The organism is Micromonospora sp. NPDC049662, from assembly GCF_040675055.1.
In the GTDB taxonomy this organism is placed as follows: Bacteria; Actinomycetota; Actinomycetes; order Mycobacteriales; family Micromonosporaceae; genus Micromonospora.
This window is the reverse complement of record NZ_JBFAOC010000014.1, coordinates 57,644-76,866: the sequence shown is the minus strand read 5'-3', so window position 1 is coordinate 76,866 and position 19,223 is coordinate 57,644. Positions and strand designations below refer to the sequence as shown.

9 protein-coding genes are annotated in these 19,223 nt (G+C 69.8%); 8 read left to right on the top strand and 1 reads right to left on the bottom strand.

Annotated elements, in window-relative coordinates; all coding sequences use genetic code 11:
* Positions 1–53: 53 nt before the first annotated feature.
* Entirely contained in the window at positions 54–11,696 is an 11,643-nt protein-coding gene (locus tag AB0J36_RS13840) for a UvrD-helicase domain-containing protein (protein ID WP_363660621.1), read from the top strand.
* A gap of 67 nt (positions 11,697–11,763) precedes the next feature.
* Here the strand turns inward: AB0J36_RS13840 and AB0J36_RS13835 are convergent, their stop codons facing one another.
* Positions 11,764–12,519, bottom strand: coding sequence for an A24 family peptidase (locus AB0J36_RS13835; RefSeq protein ID WP_363660620.1), 756 nt, complete (start codon positions 12,517–12,519; stop codon positions 11,764–11,766).
* A 457-nt stretch (positions 12,520–12,976) separates the two neighbouring features.
* Between AB0J36_RS13835 and AB0J36_RS13830 the strand changes: the two genes are divergently transcribed.
* From AB0J36_RS13830 to AB0J36_RS13800, 7 genes are read left to right on the top strand one after another with little or no spacing between them, the layout of a single operon-like run.
* A complete protein-coding gene (locus tag AB0J36_RS13830; protein ID WP_363660619.1) occupies positions 12,977–13,549 on the top strand; it encodes a hypothetical protein in 573 nt (190 codons plus the stop codon).
* A complete protein-coding gene (locus tag AB0J36_RS13825; RefSeq protein ID WP_363660618.1) occupies positions 13,543–14,457 on the top strand; it encodes a hypothetical protein in 915 nt (304 codons plus the stop codon). The genes AB0J36_RS13830 and AB0J36_RS13825 overlap by 7 nt, the downstream gene beginning before the upstream one ends.
* Positions 14,454–15,155, top strand: a complete 702-nt coding sequence (locus tag AB0J36_RS13820; RefSeq protein WP_363660617.1) for an SAF domain-containing protein — start codon at positions 14,454–14,456, stop codon at positions 15,153–15,155. Before AB0J36_RS13825 ends, AB0J36_RS13820 begins: the two co-directional genes overlap by 4 nt.
* Positions 15,156–15,158: 3 nt before the next feature.
* Positions 15,159–15,959, top strand: a complete 801-nt coding sequence (locus AB0J36_RS13815; protein ID WP_363660616.1) for a ParA family protein — start codon at positions 15,159–15,161, stop codon at positions 15,957–15,959.
* Positions 15,949–17,448 carry an ATPase, T2SS/T4P/T4SS family gene (locus tag AB0J36_RS13810; protein WP_363660615.1) on the top strand — a complete coding sequence of 500 codons (1,500 nt, stop codon included), beginning with the start codon at positions 15,949–15,951 and terminating at the stop codon, positions 17,446–17,448. The genes AB0J36_RS13815 and AB0J36_RS13810 overlap by 11 nt, the downstream gene beginning before the upstream one ends.
* Positions 17,448–18,338, top strand: a complete 891-nt coding sequence (locus AB0J36_RS13805; protein ID WP_363660614.1) for a type II secretion system F family protein — start codon at positions 17,448–17,450, stop codon at positions 18,336–18,338. Before AB0J36_RS13810 ends, AB0J36_RS13805 begins: the two co-directional genes overlap by 1 nt.
* Complete coding sequence (locus AB0J36_RS13800) at positions 18,335–19,219, top strand: type II secretion system F family protein (protein WP_363660613.1); 885 nt, start codon at positions 18,335–18,337, stop codon at positions 19,217–19,219. The genes AB0J36_RS13805 and AB0J36_RS13800 overlap by 4 nt, the downstream gene beginning before the upstream one ends.
* Positions 19,220–19,223: the final 4 nt, after the last annotated feature.

Sequence of the window (19,223 nt, the reverse complement as noted above, 5' to 3'; positions counted from 1 at the left end):
CACCCCCGCCAGCGCGCGCCGACACCGGATTCGCACCCGCCCCGGACGACTACGTGCGCCGGATCCGGCTGGGGACGATCTCATCCAGTGCCGCCGCCCGGCAGTACCTGGCCGCCACCCGCGACACCCACACCGAAGCCGAGGTCAACACCCTCGCCCGTGACTGGGACGGCAAGGCCCGCGCTGAGCGCGAGACGGTGCTCGGCGACCAGACAGACCAGCACCAGGATCGAGCCCGCGAACTGCTGCGGTCCGGGCTGTCCACCGCGCAGGCCGAGAACCAGGCGTTCACCGAACTCGCCCCCGACGCCGCCGAGCAGCAACGGCTGCTGGACGGTGCCGGCACGTCGCCCGAGCCGCCGCAACCAGAGGTGGCACCGCGCGAGGCATCGCGGTGGCGCCCGGCCAGCCAGGACGAGTTGGCGCCCTCCGGGGAGGTAGCCCGGATCCGGGCTAACCTCGACGCCCTGCGTACCCTGCGCGCAATCCAGGCCGCCGATCGGCCCGCCACCGCAGCGGAGCAGGCGGTGCTCGCGCGCTGGTCCGGGTGGGGCGCCGTTCCCGCCGCTCTCGACCCGGACAACCAGCGGTACGCCTGGGTCCGCGACGCCCTGGGCGAGTTGCTCAACGAGCGTGAACTCGCCGCCGCCCGCCGTACCGTCATCAACGCCCACTACACCGACCTCGCCCTGGTCCAAGCCGTCTGGGACGGCATGGCCCGGCTCGGCTTCGCCGGCGGGCAGGTACTCGAACCCGGGTGCGGTGCCGGCAACTTCATCGCCGGCGCCCCCGATACGGCCGAGATCACCGGCGTTGAGCTCGACCCGACCACCGCGGCGATCGCCGCCGCGCTGCACCCGCAGGCCCGCGTCCTGGCCGAGAGCTTCGCCGACACCCGAGTCACCACCGGCAGCTTCGACGCCGTGGTGGGCAACGTGCCGTTCGGCGACGTGCGGCTGCACGACAAGCGCGACAATCTCGGCAACCACTCCATCCACAACCACTTCATCCTCAAGGCGCTGCGAGCCACCCGCCCGGGTGGTCTTGTCGCGGTGATCACCTCGGCGTACACCTTGGACGCCACCAACCCGGGCGCCCGCCGGGAAATGCAGCAGATGGGCGACCTGGTCGGCGCCGTCCGGCTGCCGAGCAAGGCCCACGCCAGGGCCGCCGGCACCGACGCGCTGACCGACGTGCTGGTGTTCCGCCGGCGCGAAGACGACCGGCCCGCGGCGCCCTTCGACTGGGAGTACACCAACCCGCTCGACGTCGACGGCACCACCGTGAGAATCAACTCGTACTTCACCGAACACCCCGAGCGGATCCTGGGCCGCGTCGTTGTCGGCGACGGCCTGTACCGCCGAGACGAGGTCTCCGTCAGCGGCGACCCGGCGGCAGCCCCGACCCAACTGCGCGACGCGCTGGCGCAAATCGCCGAGCAGGCCAGCCACACCGACCTGACCATGAGCCCCGGCTACAGCGCGCCCGTGCAGGTACGCGCCGCCGCCCAGCTTCCCGACTCCGTCTCCCGTCCTGACGGCTATCTGCGCGCCAACGACGACGGCACGTTCAGCCGGCTCGACGACGGCGAGTGGGAGTCCTACGCCCCGGCGAAAACCCAGGCCGCCGAACTGCGGGCGTTGATCGGGTTGCGCGACACCGCCGTGAGCCTGCTCGAAGCCGAGGCCGCGTCGCTGGACGACACCCCGCAGATCGACCGGCTCCGGGGCCAACTCAACTACCGCTACGACGCCTACCAGGCGAAGTTCGGGCCGATCAACCGGTTCACGGACGCGCCTCGGCGGCGCAAGGACAAGGCCACCGGGAAGATGGTGCCGGCGCTCGATGAGGAGACCGGCGAGCAGTTGATGAACCGCAAGCGGCCTCCGCAGGGCGGCTTTCGGCATGACCCGTTCGCGCCGGTCGTGCGGGCGCTGGAGAACTTCAACGAGGAGACGCAGACCGGCGAGAAAGCCGACATCTTCCGCCAGCGCGTGGTGTCACCGCGGCCGGCGCGCCTCGGCGCCGACACCCCTGCCGACGCCCTGGCCATCTGCCTTGATGAGTACGGCGAAGTGCGGCTGCCGACCGTGGCATGGCTGCTCGGCGTCGACCAGGACGAGGCCCGCCGAGCCCTCGGCGCCCTGGTCTACGACGACCCGGCCACCAACCGGCTTGAGCCAGCCGCCGCGTACCTGTCCGGCGACGTCAAGACCAAGCTCGCCACCGCGCGCAACGCCGCCGACGAGGACGACCGGTACGCGGTCAACGTCGAGGCCCTCACCGAGGTCGTCCCGCCCGACCTGACCGCCGGGGAGATCAGTGACACCGGCGCGGTCAAGATGGGCGCCCCGTGGATCGGTGACGAGTACGTCCAGCAGTTCCTGCAGGAGATCCTCGAAGACCCGACCGTCAAGGTCGAGCACGGCGGCGGCGGGATGTGGACCGTCCACTCCGACAACAACAACTCCGTGCTGGCCCGCTCCACCTGGGGCACTGATCGGCGATCGGCCGCCGAGGTTGCCCAGCACATCCTGGAGCAGCGCGAGTTCGTCATCAAGGACACCGTCAGCCGCCGGCCCAAGCGGACGGTAGTCAACCTTGACGCGGTGATGGCGGCGACGGAGAAAGCCGTCGAGATGCGGGAGCGATTCGCCGACTGGGTCTGGGAAGACCCGACCCGAGCCGCCACGCTCGTAGCCCGCTACAACGACATCTTCCAGCGGTACGTGCTGCGCAACTATGACGACCTGCAACTGTCGCTGCCCGGGCTGGCGCACGCGTTCAAGCCCGACGCGCACCAGGTCGCCGGCGTCGCCCGCATCATCCACGAGCCGGCCGTCGGCCTCTACCACGCCGTCGGCGCCGGCAAGACCGCCACCATGATCATGGGCGCGATGGAACTGCGTCGCCTCGGGCTGGTGCGCAAGCCCGTGGTGGTCGTGCCCAACCAACTGCTCGACCAGTGGACCCGCGAGTTCCTGCGCCTGTACCCGCAGGCCAAGATCCTCGCCGCGTCCACCGAGGATCTGGAAAAGGACCGCCGGCGGCTGATGGTCGCGCGGATGGCCACCGGCGACTGGGACGCGGTGATCCTCACCGAGAGCGCGTTCGAGATGCTGCCGATGAGCTCAGACGCCGAGCAGGCGTACATCGACGAGCAGATGGCCCAACTCGACGAGCAGATCAGCGAGGCCCGCGCGAAGGGCCAAGAGCTCACCCTCAAGCGGCTGGAGACCAAGAAGGCCAACCGTGAGGAGAGGCTGGAAGAGCGGCTCGACAACGACAAGGACGCCGGGATCTGGTGGGAGCTCACCGGCATCGACTACATCTTCCGGGACGAGTCGCACCGCGACAAGAACCTGCGAACCGTCTCCAACGTCCCCGGCATGTCGATCAAGGGAAGCCAGCGGGCCACCCAGATGGACATGAAGCTCGGGTGGCTGCGCGACCGGAACCCGCGCTGGGGCACCCGGGCCACCGGCACCCCGCTGGCCAACTCGATCGTCGAGATGTACACCGAGTTCCGCTTCCTGCGTCCGGACCTGATGGAACAGCAGGGCATCACCGACGTCGACTCGTGGCTGGCCACCTACGCCGAAGGGAAGGTGATCATCGAGGTCACGCCGGACGGCGGTGGACTGCGCAACAAGACCCGGCTGGACTTCGTCAACCTCGACAAACTGGTCACGTCGCTGCACGTGTTCGCCGACGTCAAGACCAAGGACGACCTCAACCTGGAGCGCCCCCCACTGGCATTGCGCGCCGACGGGCAGAGGCTGCCTGAGATGGTGGTCGTGCCACCCAGCGAAGAACTGCTGGAAAAGGTTGCCGAGCTGGTCGACCGCGCCGCCAAGCTCAAGGGCAAGCGCCCGGAGAAGGGCGAAGACAACATCCTGAAGATCGTCGCCGAAGGGTCCGCGGCGGCCCTCGACCTTCGGCTGGTCGGACTGACCACCGAAGAGATCCAGAAACTCGACGTGGCCGCCGACCGGGTCGCCGGCTACTACCACGCCAACAAGAACCGGACCTACCTCGGCCCCGACGGTCAGCCGCACCCGAACCCCGGCGCCCTGCAACAGGTCTTCTGCGACCTCGGAACGCCGAGCAAGAAAGACCCCACGCGGTGGACGGCGTACGGCGCGCTGCGGCAGAAGCTCGTCGACCGCGACGTACCCCGCGAGGCAATCCGCTTCATCCACGAGGCGGAGGACGACCGGGCCCGCGCCGAGTTGTTCGCGAGCTGCCGCGACGGCCGCACCGCCGTACTCATCTCGTCCACCGAGAAGGGCGGCACCGGCGTCAACGCCCAGGACCGGATGCTCGTCCTGCACCATCTGGACACCCCGTACCGGCCATGTGACCTTGAGCAGCGTGAGGGTCGCATCGATCGGCGAGGCAACCAGAACGACGAAATCCGCATCGAGCGGTACGTCACCGAGCGGTCTCTGGACGCCTTCAAGTGGCAGAAGGTCGCGTACAAGGCCACCCTCGCTGAGCGAGTCCTAACCGGGCGCGCCGGTCCCCGCACCGAGGACATCGGCGACGTCACCCTGTCCTACGAGGAGATGAAAGCCGCCTCGACCGGCAACCCGCTGCTGGTCGACCACGCCAAGGCGAAGGTCGAACTGACGCGACTCGACCGCCTGGAGCGCGGGTACAACCGGTCCCAGTCCCAACTCCGCTGGACGATCACCAACAACCAGCAGGAGATCGGAATCAGTAGAGCGACGATCGCCGAGGTCGACGCAGCGATCGCGCGGCGGGTCGACACCCGCGGCGACGCGTTCGCCATGACCGTGCGCGGTACCCGGTACACGAAGCGGGCCGAGGCCAACGAGCGGCTCAGGAACGTGCTGGGCCTGGTTCTCGCCGACCCGCGTAGCCGGCAGGGCCCTGCGGTCGACATCGGAGAGATCAGCGGCTTCGCCATCACCGCGACCGTGACGAAGGTTGCCGCTGGACAGGGCCGCAACGGATTCCTCCATCTCACGGACGCGGTATATCTGCAGATCACCGACGTCCCTTCCAGCGGAATGAACATCACCGAGGACGACCTCAAGAAGGGCGACGTCGTCGCCCGACTCGAGAACCGCCTAGGCAAACTGGAGACGGTGCGCTCTGGCGCCGAGGCCGACATCGCCCGGTACGAGGCCGAAATCCGCCGGGCCGAGGAAGACCTGGCCAAGCCGTTCCGGCACGCAGCCGCGCTGGACGAGGCGCGCGCCCGGTTCCGCCAGCTCGACATCGAGGTCGTCGCCCTCGCGGCCGCGTCGGAGGCAGAGGCCAACTCGACCTCGGGCGATGACGGGGACGACGACGAGCAGGCGCCCGAGGAACCAACGGAGGATCCGGGACGCGCCCACAGCCCAGGAGTCGGCGCCCGCGGATCGGCGGGTTACGGCCGTGGGAGCGGACCGGGCACGTCACCAGGACCCCGCCGCCAGCCGACAGAACCGACAACCGGGCAGCGCATGGGCCGGTCGGGCGAGAACGTCAGCGGGACGAACACAGAGGCAGCGGCCGACGACGCGCCATCGCTGACGCAGGTCCTGGCCGATCCTGCCCTGACCGATGCAGACCGGGAGTGGATCACCGAGAAACTCGACCAGGTCGTCACCACCCAGAGCGTCGTGGACGCGGCCCGAGCCAACGAGTACGACAACTTCGCGTTGGTCGTGAAAACCCATCTCGACGACCTGATGATGGACGCCGTCGACACGGGTATGACCGATCTGGGACGGCTGTACTTCTCGGCCCCCGGCGACGGGACGAGCGCCCTGTTCCGGCCGGACTTCCTGGCCGCCGCCGGCCGGGCGCTCTACGACCGAGCTCGCGCCACGCCGCCCACCGCTGCGGCAGCGGAAGCCCAGGCAACTCCCGCAGCGGCGCCACAGGCCGACCAGGCTCGGGCGAGCAACCACACCCACTACGCCACCTTCGACCGGGCCCGCTACGACGCGGCGTACGAGTGCTCGGAACGCCTCAGCCGGACCCTGGCCGAACAACCGGTCGCGACGGTGCTCGACCCGCACACCGAACTCGGGTGGCTGCTGACGGTAGCCCACCCGCACCCGGGCAGCGACGTGCAGTTGCAGGCGATCCGGGACCGCGTTCAGGAGATCGTTGAGGAGCACGGCGGTGCGTACGACTGGAGCGACGGTGCCGAGCTGCCGGCCAATGACGAGTCGCTGTTGGACTACACCCTGGCGGAGTTCCAAGCACGCCGGAACGACCAGTCCGGAGCGCCATCGGACCCGCAGCCGGCCGTAGCAGCCGAAAGCGGGCCGGTTGGCCCGGGCGCCGCCCGGCCTGCCCCGCCGGAGACGAGCGAGGCTGCGCTGCCAGAGACGCAGCGGCGGCGCCGGGGGCACCCCTTCTACCCGCCGGCCGAACTCGCGGCCACCATTCCACCGCTGTACGCCACCGAGAAGCAGGCCAACGGCGACAAGGTCGTCCACCTGCACTACTTCGGCGGCAGCAACGACTTCTGGCTGGTGGAGTACGACCCCGCCACCGGAGAGGGCTACGGATACTCCTGCGTGGGCGGCGACACCGACATGGCCGAGTGGGGCTACGTCGACCTGCCCGAACTCGAACGGATCAACAGGGGCCTGCTCATCATCGAGCGCGACCTGTATTGGACCCCCAGACCAGCGCGGGAAGTAAACCTGCCCGGTTGGCGAGCTGACACCGCGCCGACCGTCACGCCCGACGACGAACCCGCTGCCGCGCCGGCGGAACCGACATCCGTCCCCGAAGCGCCGGCGCCAGCATCCGAGCACAGCGACGACACGGTAGCCGCCGGTGAACGGAAACCGGCGATGCCGGCCGAGTCGACCCGGGTGAGCCCTGCACCAGTCCCGGCGGCCGCAGTCGATCCGGTTGCTCCGGTTGCTCCGGTTGCTCCGGTTGCTCCGGTTGCTCCGGTCGAGCCGGTTGCCCCAGTCGAGCAGTCGGCGGCGGCGTCTCCGATGCCGGGCGAGGAAGCCGCTTCGGCCGGACCGACTCCAACGCCCACCTGGGTCGACCGAATCAAGATTGAGGTCGGACCCCCCACGCTCGTCACCGGCACCACCGGGCACCCCCGGGAGGATGGCCTGCGCGGCCTACTGAAGCAGCACCGGTTCCAGTACCGGGGCGGCCAGTGGCGCTACACCGGTCGCCGGGCGGACCGCGAGGCCGCGATCGCCGACGTCCAGCGCTGGCTGGCCGCACGGGCCAAGGCCGAATCGGGCGCCGCCAACCGGGCGCCCGCCGCCCAGTTTCCGCCCACAGCTCAGCAGCAGAGCATCATCGACGCCTACCTGGCCGGCCAGAACATCGTGGTCCAAGCTCTGGCCGGCACCGGCAAGACCAGCACGCTGCAGATGCTCGCCGCCGCCCGGCCAGCGCGCATCGCCTACATCGCGTTCAACCGATCCATCGCCAACGAGGCCGCCGCGAAGTTCCCGGGCAACGTGGTCGCCGACACCAGCCACGGGTTCGCCCGCGCAGGCCTGCAAACAAGCCCGCTGCGAAACAAGGTGGCGCGCGTCAACCAGGGCGCTCGCTGGCCGGAGGAGTGGGCGCGGATCCTCGATATCCGGGACATCCCACACGGCGACGACGTGCTTGCCGCCGAATCGCAAGCCCGCATGGCGATGGCCACCATCAGGAACTTCCGGGAGAGCGCGGCCGACACACTCGGCCCCCAGCACCTGCCGGGGAACCTGCGCGAACCGGGCGCCGGCCCGCTCGCCGACACGATCCTCGAGTACGCCCGCCACGCCTGGACCGACATCACCGATCCCAACGGCGAGTTGCTGTTCGAGCACGACGACTACCTGAAGATCTGGGCGCTGGGCAACCCTCGGCTGCCCTACGAGGTGATCTTCTTCGACGAGGCCCAGGACATCAACGACGTGCTGCGCAAGGTCATCCAGGACCAGCCTGTTCCGACCGTCGTGGTCGGCGACTCCAACCAGTCGATCTACGGTTTCAGGGGTGCGATCGACGCGCTGAGCCGCTGGCCCGGCGACGTCACGCTGCCACTCACTCAGAGTTGGCGCTTCGGCCCGCAGATCGCCGACGTCGGCAACGACTTCCTTCGGCTGCTCAAGTCGCCGTACCTGCTGACGGGTAACCCCGGCATGACCAGCACGGTCGGGCTCGTCCACCAGCCTGACGCGGTACTCGCCCGCACCAACGCCGGCGCGGTCGCCGCGGTGTTCGACGCCTTCGACGACGGCCGCCAGGTCGCCCTCGCCGGCGGCGGCCGCGAGATCCGGGACATCGCGAAGGCTGCCCAGGACCTGCAGAACGGTCGCCGCACCAAACACCCCGAGTTGTCGCGGTTCCCCGACTGGGAAGCCGTCCAGGACTACGTCGAGAACGACGAGAACGCCCAGTCGCTGCGCGCGTTCGTTCGCCTCATCGACCGGCGCGGCGCCGCCCAACTGATCCGGATGGCCGGCGACCTGGTGCCGGAAGAGGCGACCCGGGAGGACGGCACTCCGGCGTACGACGTGATCGTCTCGACGGTACACAAGAGCAAGGGGCGGGAGTGGCCGCGAGTTCGGATCGCTGAGGACTTTCCGGCGCCGGAGGAGGACCAGAGCAACGGCAAGGTGCGCCTGCCCGACCCGGAGGAACTGCGGCTCGCGTACGTCGCGGCCACGAGGGCCCGCGAGACGGTTGAGCTCGGCGGGCTGTCCTGGATCCGTGATCTACCGCCCGAGCTCGCCGATGCCTCAAGCAGGGGACCAACGCGCCGCGAGACGCACCCGGTGCCCGCCGCCCCGACCAGTCAGGAACCGGCAGCCAACGAGCAGCCGGCAGCGTCCGCGCCGGTCGCCCAGGCCGGTGAACCGGACGTCGTTGATCCGCACCCGGCCGAGGCGTCCCGACTGAGCCCGCCGGCAGCCGGCGCCGGCCCAAGTCAGGCATCGCTGTTCGACGACGGCGCAGAGGCCCGCCTGCTGCAACGCGTCGCCGCCCGGCTGCCCCAGAACCCCGTCACCAGGACGCAGGACGGTCAGCCAGCAGTGCTGCTCACCGCTGTGGCGACCGGCACCTACGGCCAGGTGCACGGTGTCGACGGGAACGGCAATCCGATCACCGGCGAGGGCTACGTGCTCGACGCGAAGCCCTGGCGCGGCGGCATCCGTGGCCGGGGCGATGACCGGGCTGTGGTGGTGCGGCTGGCTGACGTGCCCGATGGCCCGGTGGCGACCACGGTGCAGACCGATCTGGATGGCCGGTTGACCGTACGACAGCCGCCGATGGGCAAACCGGCCGGTGAGGTCGAGCCATGGACGCGTATGCCCGAGGCGCAGCAGATCCTCGCGGCCCGATCGGTGCTCGGGCTGTCGGTCCAGGTCATCGACGGGCCGCACAACGAGCTGTGGCAGGTCGAGGGTTGCCCGGAGCAAATCGGTGGAGAGGTCGCGTGGTGGCTGTTCGGCGGCACCTACGGCTCCTGGGAAGGTCGGGCCCGGCCGGTGTTCCAGCAGCGACGGATCGACGAGGCCACCGCGGCCGGCCGTCTGGTCGCCGATTGGTCCGGGCCAGCGGCTCAGGTCACGGCAGAACCTGAGCCTCGGGACACCGAGCCGGCGGCAGCCCCGGCAGACGGTGCCGACACGACGGCGAATCTGGCCAGCGAGCCTGCCGTGTCCGACGATGTGGTCAGCGCTGCCCGCCAGGCCCGGCTGGCGAAGGCGCTCGACGACTTCGGCCCCCGCTACACCAGCAACAACACCAACGGCTACCTCGGCGACGGGTCAGTCGTGCGCTTTGTTGTCGACGGGCACCTCAAGGAGGGGGTCACCGAGGCGGAGCGCCGTTGGATGAAGGAGTACGTCGACGCGCACCCCGACATCCTGACGGCAAAGCCACTGCGCCCCGAGGAGTTGGACGCCCGAGACCGGGCGGCCTCCGACGCGCTATCCGAGCGCGCCGCCCGGGCGGTCGAGGAAGGCCGTTTCGAGGAAGCCCTGAACATCATCGACGCGGCCGAGCCGCTCTACAGTCACGTCGACCAGTGGTCCGCATATCGGATCTGGGTAGGCGAGGAGGCGGCAGCGGCCGCGCAATCCGACGAACCCATGCCCGAGCCGCCCGGCGCCAGCGAGCCGGCGTCCGACGAACCCATGCCCGAGTCGCCCGGGGCCAGTGAGCCGGCGTCCGACGGCCCCGACAACGATGAGCCGCAAGCGGCCGAGATGACCACGATGCAGCGCTACGCCGCCAACACACTGGCGCAGGCGCAAACGCCCTACAGCCGTCCAGAGTCGAGACTGAACGTCTACTGGCAGATTTCCTCCAGCGAGGTGACCGGGCTGCCCGACGAGGTGCGCAACGGTCTGCTCGCCGACTTGGAAGGCATCATCACCAGCGGAGAACCGCGTGAGCGGTCCGCCGCACGCCGGCAGCTCGACCGCTGGACGGGTGTCGATGCCGGGCACAGCGAGGCCCAGGCGGAAGCGCTGGCGAAGGCCGGGATCACCTCGCACGCGAAGGACTCCGCCCGGGTGGAAGCCTACGGACGGATGTCGGCGGCCGAGTACGCGGCGTTGGAGCCGGTACACCGCGACGCAATCGAAGCCGATCTACGGGCGATCGCGGACAGCGGCGCCACCCGGACGATTCCGAGCAACCGCACCAGCATGGGGACGACGATTCGAGGCGTGACCGCGAACCACGTCCACGCGGCCAAGGCCATCCTGGGCCGGATCATCGCCGGTCCGAAGCCGTCCGCCAGCAACGCCCCGATGGTCGGCAAGGGGATCTTCGCCGCCAACCTCAATCCCGGTGACCGCGTCGTGCTGTCCGGCAGGGAAGTCACCGTCGACCGGGTCGGACTCGACGGCAAGGCGTACCTACTCGGCGGCCGCACGCTGCCCGAGCGCAGGCACAAGCTGATCGAGGCAGGTCCTGACCCCACCGACCCACCCGCCGCTTCTCAGCCGGACGAACCGGCCAACCCCACCGCCGGCACGAACCCGAGCTCGGACGTGTCGGTGGACCAGCCCAACGGCGACCGGCGCCCCGAGGAGGCGGACAGCGAACCCGCCCGACTCACCGCCCGGGAGCAGGCCATCATCTGCAACGCTGTGGCCGATCACGCCGCCGGCTACTACGGTGGCCCGCTCGCGGTGCCGCGCTCGGATGTGCCCCGCTACGTCGCTGACGGGCACCTGGAGGAGTTGGAGAAGGTGCACGGCCGGGACTTCATCTGGGAAGCCGTGGCGGCAGTGATTGACTCCGACACCACGGTGCTGCACCGCACCCGGGACGAGCGGGAACAGGCACGCGTCGAACGGGAGGCGCAGGCAGAAGGGTTCTCCCGGCAGGCGTTGACGGCGTTCAAGCAGGCGGACTACGACCAGGCCCTGGCTCTGGCCGAGCAGGGCGAACTGGTCGACCCGCTCTACCGGCCGAGCCGCAGCGAACGGCGCCCCTACGGGATGAGCTGGGCCGACATCCGAGACGCGATCAGCAGCCACCGCGGAGAACAGCCAGAGCCGCCCGCGCCTCGCCCGCAACCACCAACCCTCGCTGATGCCACAGCAGCGCCGGCGACCCCGCCGCGACTGGCCCGACTGGACACCGCCACGGCCTCGCCGTCCGGTCCGGTCACGCCAGTTCGGCAATCAAGCGCGTACTCGAGTTCCGCATCAACGGCGACCGCGCGGAGCGGCCCGAATGTCTGAGCGCACCGCCTCATGGCCCGGTGATACGGACACGGCGACCCAGCCAGCCCGGCATGCTGGGCATCGGTCAGGGCAGCAGACTGGCCGCGAGCAGGGCGCCGGCAACGAGGCCGGGCCCGAGAACGACCTGGTCGCCGCGACGGCGCCGCCGAGCCAACGCCCACACTGCGGCCAGCAGGAACGCCAGCCAGACGCTGGCGTAGACCGCCACCCAGCTGACCCAGCCGGTGACCAGCCCAGCGGAGAAGGCGAGCTTGACGTCACCCCACCCCATCATCCTCGGCCGCAGCACCGCGACCAGGCCGAACACACCTGTGACGAGCGTGCCGGCCAGCAATCCCCGCGTCCAGTCGGCGCCGCGGTCCTCAATGAGCGCCACGACACCGAACGCGGCGACCAACCCGCCAGCGGCCAGCCCCGTCAGCACATTCGGCAACCGGCGAACGAGAGCGTCAACCGAGGCCAGCACCACGCCGACGACGGCGAACCAGACGTAGGCCGCGAGTTCCCAGCCAGCGCGATGAGAGAGGGCCACGACGATGCCAGTGGCCACGGTGGCCAACTCGACCGATCCGGCGGGTGCCCCGACCCGCTGCCGGCAGGAGGGACAGCGGGCCGACGGCAGGAACGCGGTCGACCGCCACGGGTATGTCAATGGGTGCGCGCAGTGGTCGCAGGAGCGGCGCCAGGGGTTGCCCGTCGGAACCGCGAAGAACGCCACCGCCGCCCGCAGCGGTGGCGTGATCGCCGCCGCCAGCCACCACGAGGCCGGCCCCCGAGACCGCCGCCTGGCCAGCGAAACATCTCGATTCTCCACTGTCATTCACGTCACCCCCCGGACGGGTCAGCTTAGATACCCGAGGTCGGCGGCACCAAGATTTCTGCCAGTCGGCAAGACGGGATTCGCGGCTCCTGACCACAATTGCGAGACTTTTTCAATGATCACCGTCCGCAATACTGTTGACACAAGCACCTGATCAGTGAATATGGTGGCTCCCTGATCAACGCCGGTCGTGGAAGTTGCACGCTGCGATTCGGTGGTACCGCACTTCGGGGGAGGGCGGACGTGCATATAGACAGCCTTGCCTGCGATGGGCGGCGTCGCCTCCACGGAACGGTAGGGCGCGCAGAACGCCATCGCGCTGCCGCTGATCTTTTCCGTCGACCTGACCGACGACGTGGACTGCGTCTCGGGTCGGCGACGAGCACACCTCGACGACCGAAGCCGGCGACGCACCGAGTCTTGTGACCTGATGCCGCGCGGGGGAGGAGACGACATCATGGGCCAACGGACCAAACGCACCAGGTTGCTGCTCGTTGCGGCCGCAAGCGCACTGCTGATCATCTCTACCGCCTGCTCCGATGAAGAGCCCGCTGCGGAGCCAACGGATCCGCCGGTCGTCGTGGCGCCCAGCACCACGGAGGACCCAGCCCAGGCTCAGGCCGGGAAGGACAGCCTGGCCGTCTACGCCTTGTACCGCGAGGCGTACCAGGCTGCCGCCACCAAGGCGGACTTCAAGTCGAAGGAGCTGCCGAAGTACGTCGCCGAGCCGCTGCTCGGTCAACTCGTCAACTCGTTCGCCCAGATGAGCAAGGCCGGCGTCGTCAGCCGCGGCGAGTCCATCTGGAATCCGACGGTCGTCGACGTCGACCTGGAGGCCAGCCCGGCGGTCGTCACGATCGAGGACTGCCGGGACACCACCGCAGTCGTGACCGTCAACGCCAAGACGGGCAAGCCGATGCCGGCGCCGAGTAACCAGGCGAAGAAGTACGTCGTGGTCAGCAAGGCGAAGAGCGTCAACAGCCGGTGGTACATCTTCGAGTCCAACGGCGATCGGAGCCGGTCGTGCTGACCCGCCGGATTGCCGCCGTCGTCTCGACCGTCATCGCCACGGCGGCCCTCACGCTGGTCGCGGCCGGTCCCGCTTACGCGGACTACTACCAGTGCACGCCCGACGGGGAACACTGCTGGCTGGTGGTGGAGACGCCCGGCGGTCCCGGTGGCGGTGGCGGCGGGGACGACGGCGACCCCGGCGGCGGGAGCACCAATACGTGCGAGTGGCAGGGCCAGTGGGTGAGCTGCTTCCAAGAGGGCTTCGGGTGGTTCAACGAGTCCGATGGCTGCTACTACATCCTGGAGTCCCCGCAGCCGCCCGCTGGAGACCCGGTGTGGGAGGGCCACGCGCCCGGCGACGGAGCGATCTACCGCCAACGCTGCTTCGGTGACTTCATGGGCACGCCCCTGTGGCGGCAGACGCCCCCGCCCGGGCAGCCCGGCACGATCACGCCCGCCCAGCTCGCCGCGCGGGCGATCCGAGCGCTGCCGATGGGCAAACCCCAGATCAGCATGGCGCCGCAGTCCACCGGCCGGGGCCTCGTGGGCCTGCCGGTCTGGATGTGGACCGCGCAGACCCCGACGAGCTGGGGCCCCGTCAGCCGGACGGCCGCTGTCCCTGGGCTGGCCGTCACCGCCCGGGCCGAGGTGACCCAGGTCGTCTGGACCATGGGTGACGGCGGAAGCGTGACCTGCACGACCCCCGGCACGGCGTACAAGCCCGCCTTCGGCGGCAGCATGTCACCAGACTGCGGATACCGGTACGAGCGCCCCACTCCGCCCGGCGGCACGTTCGGCGTCACGGCCACCGCCACTTGGACCATCGAGTGGTGGGTCGTTGGCGGCGGAGAGCGCGGCGACGCCACCGCCACCCGCCAGTCGCAAACCACAGTTCAGATCGACGAGTTGCAGGTGGTAACCCGATGAGCCTGACCGCCCCCACCCGTCCGGGCGCCGCCAGCGCGACCGCGCCAACGGCGCCGACCGCGCCCACCGTCGCCCGGGTTCAGCCCCGCCGCCGCAGCCCCATGTTGGTCGCCCTCGGCGTGGTCCTGACTGTGCTGGGCACGCTCGGCGCCTACGCGTACACCGCCGCGAGCGGGCCTGCGTCGTTCCTCGCGATCGCCCGGCCGGTGGCCGTAGGCGTGCAGATCGGCGAGGACGACCTGCGGGTGGTCGACGTCAACAAGGCGCCGGGCCTACAACCGATTCCCGCAGGTGATCGCGGCAAGTACGTCGGCCGGTATGCGCGGGTCGACCTGGTTCCCGGCACGCTGCTGACCGCGGAGCAGATCACCGACGCGCCGATCCCCGGGCCCGGCCAGCAACTGTTCGGCATCGAGCTCAAACCTGCGCAGATGCCGGCCACACCGCTGCGGCGTGGCGAGAAGGTGCTTCTGGTGGTGACCCCGGACCCGCGCGTGGCCGTCGTGCCGGACGCCAAGCCCACCAATCAGCCGCCGGCGGCACCGCAGACCATCGAGGCAACCGTGGCGAACGTCGGCGCCCCGCAGACCGACGGTCAGGTCGTGGTCGACGTCGTCGTGCCGCGGCGGGATGGGCCGAACCTCGTGGCGCTGTCCGCGCAGAGCCGGTTGGCGCTCTCCGTCTTGCCCCGGAACTGAGACATGGCCCTCATCGCGATCGCGTCCGCCAAGGGCGCACCCGGAGTCACTGTCACCAGCCTCGCCCTCACCCTGGCGTGGCCGCGATCGGTCATCCTGGCCGAATGCGACCCCGCTGGCGGCACCATCCAAGCCGGCTACCTGGCCGGCCAGTTGACCGCCGACAGAGGACTGGCCCGGCTGGCCATCGCCGAGCGGCATGGGCGCCTGGACGCCGACGTCGGCGCGCAGCTGGTCGACCTAGGCGTCGACTCCCAACAGCATCACCGGTGGTTGCTGCCCGGAGTCACCGACCCGGCGCAGGCCGGCAGCGTCACGCCGGCGATGTGGACTCGCCTGGGCGGTTACCTGGCCGGGCTTGAGGACAGCGACCCGGCGTTCGACGCCATCGCTGACTGCGGACGGATCCCTGCGCTCAACGCGCCCATCGGGCTGATCTACCACGCTGAGGTCGTCCTGCTCGTGGTCGAGCGAACGATGCAGTCCATTTCCTCGGCTCGCCCGCGGGTACTGATGCTGCAGCGCGAACTCGAGCAGCACGGCGTTGGCGTACTGCGCCTGCTGGTTCGCGGGCGTGGCCCGTACAGCAGCAAGGAGATCGCGGAGCAGTTGCAGGTGCCCGTGCTTGCCGATCTTCCGCATGACGAGCGGACGGCCCGAATTCTCACCAGCGGAGACGGCACGCCACGGCAGAACGCAGACCTGCTGCGCGCGGCCCGATCCATGCAGGAGCCCCTCGACCAACTCATCCAGGGTCGGCGAGAGGCCGCTGTCGAGCTCACGGAGGCCGGACGTGCCCAGTAACACCCCCGTGTTCCAGTCCGGCTGGACACCAGAACAGCAGGCCAACGGACGGCGCCCGCGCCGGCTCACCCCCGCTAACCTCCCCACTCCGGAGCCCGCTGCCACCTCGCTGGAGCCTCGCATCTGGACCCCGCCCGCTGAGGTGCCGGCGGCCCCGGTCATCGACGAGGCGTTGGTACGCGACTTGCAGGCGTTGGTAAGTGAGCGAGTCGGCACGCAACTGCGCGGCCGGGAGACCGGATACGAGGAGCAGCGCCAGGTCACGATCGAGGCGGCGCGCAGTCTGGTGCGCGAGCACGCCGACAACCGTCACGGTGCGGGCGAACGGCTGCCCGACGGGTTCGAGGAGCAGTTGTTCACGGCGATCGTGGCGTACCTGCTCGGGCTCGGGCCGCGGCTGCAAGCACTGGTTGAAGACCCCGAAATCGAGAACATCCAGGTCAACGGACACGACCGGGTGCGCGTCGAGTACGCCGACGGGCGCGTGGATGAGAAGAGCTTCACGGCTGCCGACAGCGACGACGAACTCATCGAGCACTTCCAGCGGGCGGCCTCGCGTACCTCTGCGACGGAGCGGACCCTGTCCACCTCCAAGCCGATCCTGCACCTGCGGCTACCGGACGGTGCCCGGCTGACGGTGATCTACGTGGTCACGCCGAGGCCGGCGGTCGCGATTCGCCGGCACCGGATCCGCAAGGTGTCCTTGGACGACATGGTTGCCCGGCACGCGATGACAGACGACCTCGCTCAGTTCCTCACCGCAGCGGTGCGCGGCTACCTCAACATCATGATCGCCGGGTTGCCCAACGCCGGCAAGTCAACCCTCCTGCGCGCCATGGCCAGTGTCATCCCGCGTGACGAATGGTTCGCCACGTTGGAGACGGTCTACGAACTCGGCCTGCATGAGCACGGTACTCATCCGTGGGTCGTGCCGTTCGAGGAGCGCGAGGGCCACGGCGAGCTGGGACCGGACGGCCGGCCGCAGGGCGAAATCTCGCTCAGCGACCTCTTCCCGCACATGCTGAGGATGAGCATGACCCGGGTGATCGTCGGCGAGGTCCGCAGCCAGGAGATCGTGCCGATGTTCGACGCCATGAACACCACACACGGCTCCCTGTCCACGATTCACGCCCGGCACCCGCACGCCGTGTTCGACCGGCTGGCCGAGTTGCTCATGCGCTACGGTGCCAGTCGCAACCGCGAAGGCGCCTACCTGACGGTCGCCAACGCGCTCGATCTGGTCGTTTTCGTCGGCATGGAGCGGCGGCCCGGGATGGCGCCGCTGCGGTACGTCTCGCACGTCCTCGAAATCAACGGGCTCAGTGAGAACGGGACCATCGCCCGGAGCGAGTTGTTCGCCCCGCCGCAGCGTGGCGCCGTTGCGATGCCCACCCAGGTCATGCCCAGCGGTCGGGTCGCCGAGGCGCTTGCCTACGGGGGATTCGATCTGCAACTGCTCGGTGGGCACCAGCAGTGGGGCGGCCGCTGATGCTGAAGTTGTTGGCCTCGTTCGCGGCCGCCGCCCTCGTCAGTGGCCTCCTTCTGCTCGGCACCGGGCTCGTGGGTACCCGACGACCAGCCCGCCCACCGTCGCGGTTCGGCCAAGCTATGCGTCGGGTGTGGGTGGGGGAGGGGCTGTCTCCGAGCCGGCGTCGACGGCGCCACGTCACGCAGTTGGTCGCCGCCGCGGCGGTGGTGGCGGTCTGGTTTTACACCGGCATTCCAATGGCCGCGTTCATCGCCGGTGTGGCCGTGATCGGTGTGCCGTGGCTGTTCACCGCCGGGCGCGAGGAGCAGCGGGCCATTGACCGGCTCGTTGCGGTCGAGGTCTGGACCAGGCGCCTTCACGACCTGGTCGGTACCGGCGTCGGCCTGACCCAGGCGATCATCCGAAGCACCCGCGACGCGCCGCCCGCGCTGGCCGACGAACTCAGCGACCTTGCCGCGAACCTGCGCGCCGGCGTTCCCACGACCGACGCCCTTGACCGGCTCGGCGCGCAACTCGCCGACGCTAGCGCCGACGAGGTGTTGGTCAGGCTCAAGCTGCACTCCACGGACCGGGGGCCGCGCCTCGTCGATGTGCTGGAGCGGATCAGCGCCGGTATCGCCCAGGAGGTCGAGATGCGGCGGGAGATCTGGGCCGACCGGGCCGACCCCCGCCTGACCACGAAGTTCATGACCATCCTTTCGGTGGTCACCCTGGTGTTGTTGTTCTCCAACCGGACCTACATGGCGCCGTTCGGGACCATCCTCGGGCAACTCGTGCTGCTGCTGTCCATCACCGTCTTCGTCGGACTGCTCGTGTGGATTCGCCGGCTCAGCCAGCCCACCCGGGTACCGCGTCTGCTCGCTCGGGCGGACAACGGAGGTGCGGCGTGAACGCGGGTATCGCCGTCACGATGGTTCTCGGCGGGCTCGCCGGGTTCGGTGCCTACCTCGTGATTCGAGGCGTCCTGCCCGCGGTCCCGGCGCTCGGTCCGGCCCTGCAACGCATGCACCCTCCCCTGGTCAGCACGACGACCACGGCCGGCGGGGCGGACGGGCTTCTGGCCCAGTGGGTCGCCACCCGATTCGGCTCCCGGCTGCGACCACCCCATCAGGAACTACAGCTCATCGGGCAGAGCGTAGAAAGGTACGCGCTGGAGAAGGTCGCATACGCCGCGGTCGGTCTGCTGTTCCCGCCGCTGATGACCCTCATGCTGGCGATGTTCGGCCTCACCCTGCCGATCGCCATTCCCGCGATCGCGTCCATCGTCTTCGCGGTGCTGCTCTTCCTGCTCGTCGACGTCAGCATCAAGCAGAAGGCCGCCGAGGCCCGCGAGCAGTTCACCCGCGCGGTCGCGGCGTACCTCGACCTGGTCGCCCTCGAGCGCGCCGCGTCCCACGGGCCGGTCGAGTCGCTGGAGCGGGCCGCGCGGGTCAGCGACAGCTGGGTGTTCCAGCGCATCCAGGCCGCTCTCGACGCCGCCCGGTTCGCCTCCATCCCGCCCTGGGACGGCCTCAGCCAGGTCGCCGAGGAAATCGGCGTGCCGGAGCTCGGCGACGTCGGCGACATCATGCGCCTGTCCGGGACGGAGGGAGCCCAGGTGTACCAGACCCTGATCAGCCGGGCCCAGTCCCTGCGGGTGGCCCTGCGCACCACAGAGCAGGACCGGGCCAACACCGCGACGACCTGGCTCTACGTACCGACCAGCCTGACCGTGCTCGTGCTGTTCGTCGTGGCTGGCTACCCGTTCCTCATCCGCCTCGTCACCACCTGAAAGG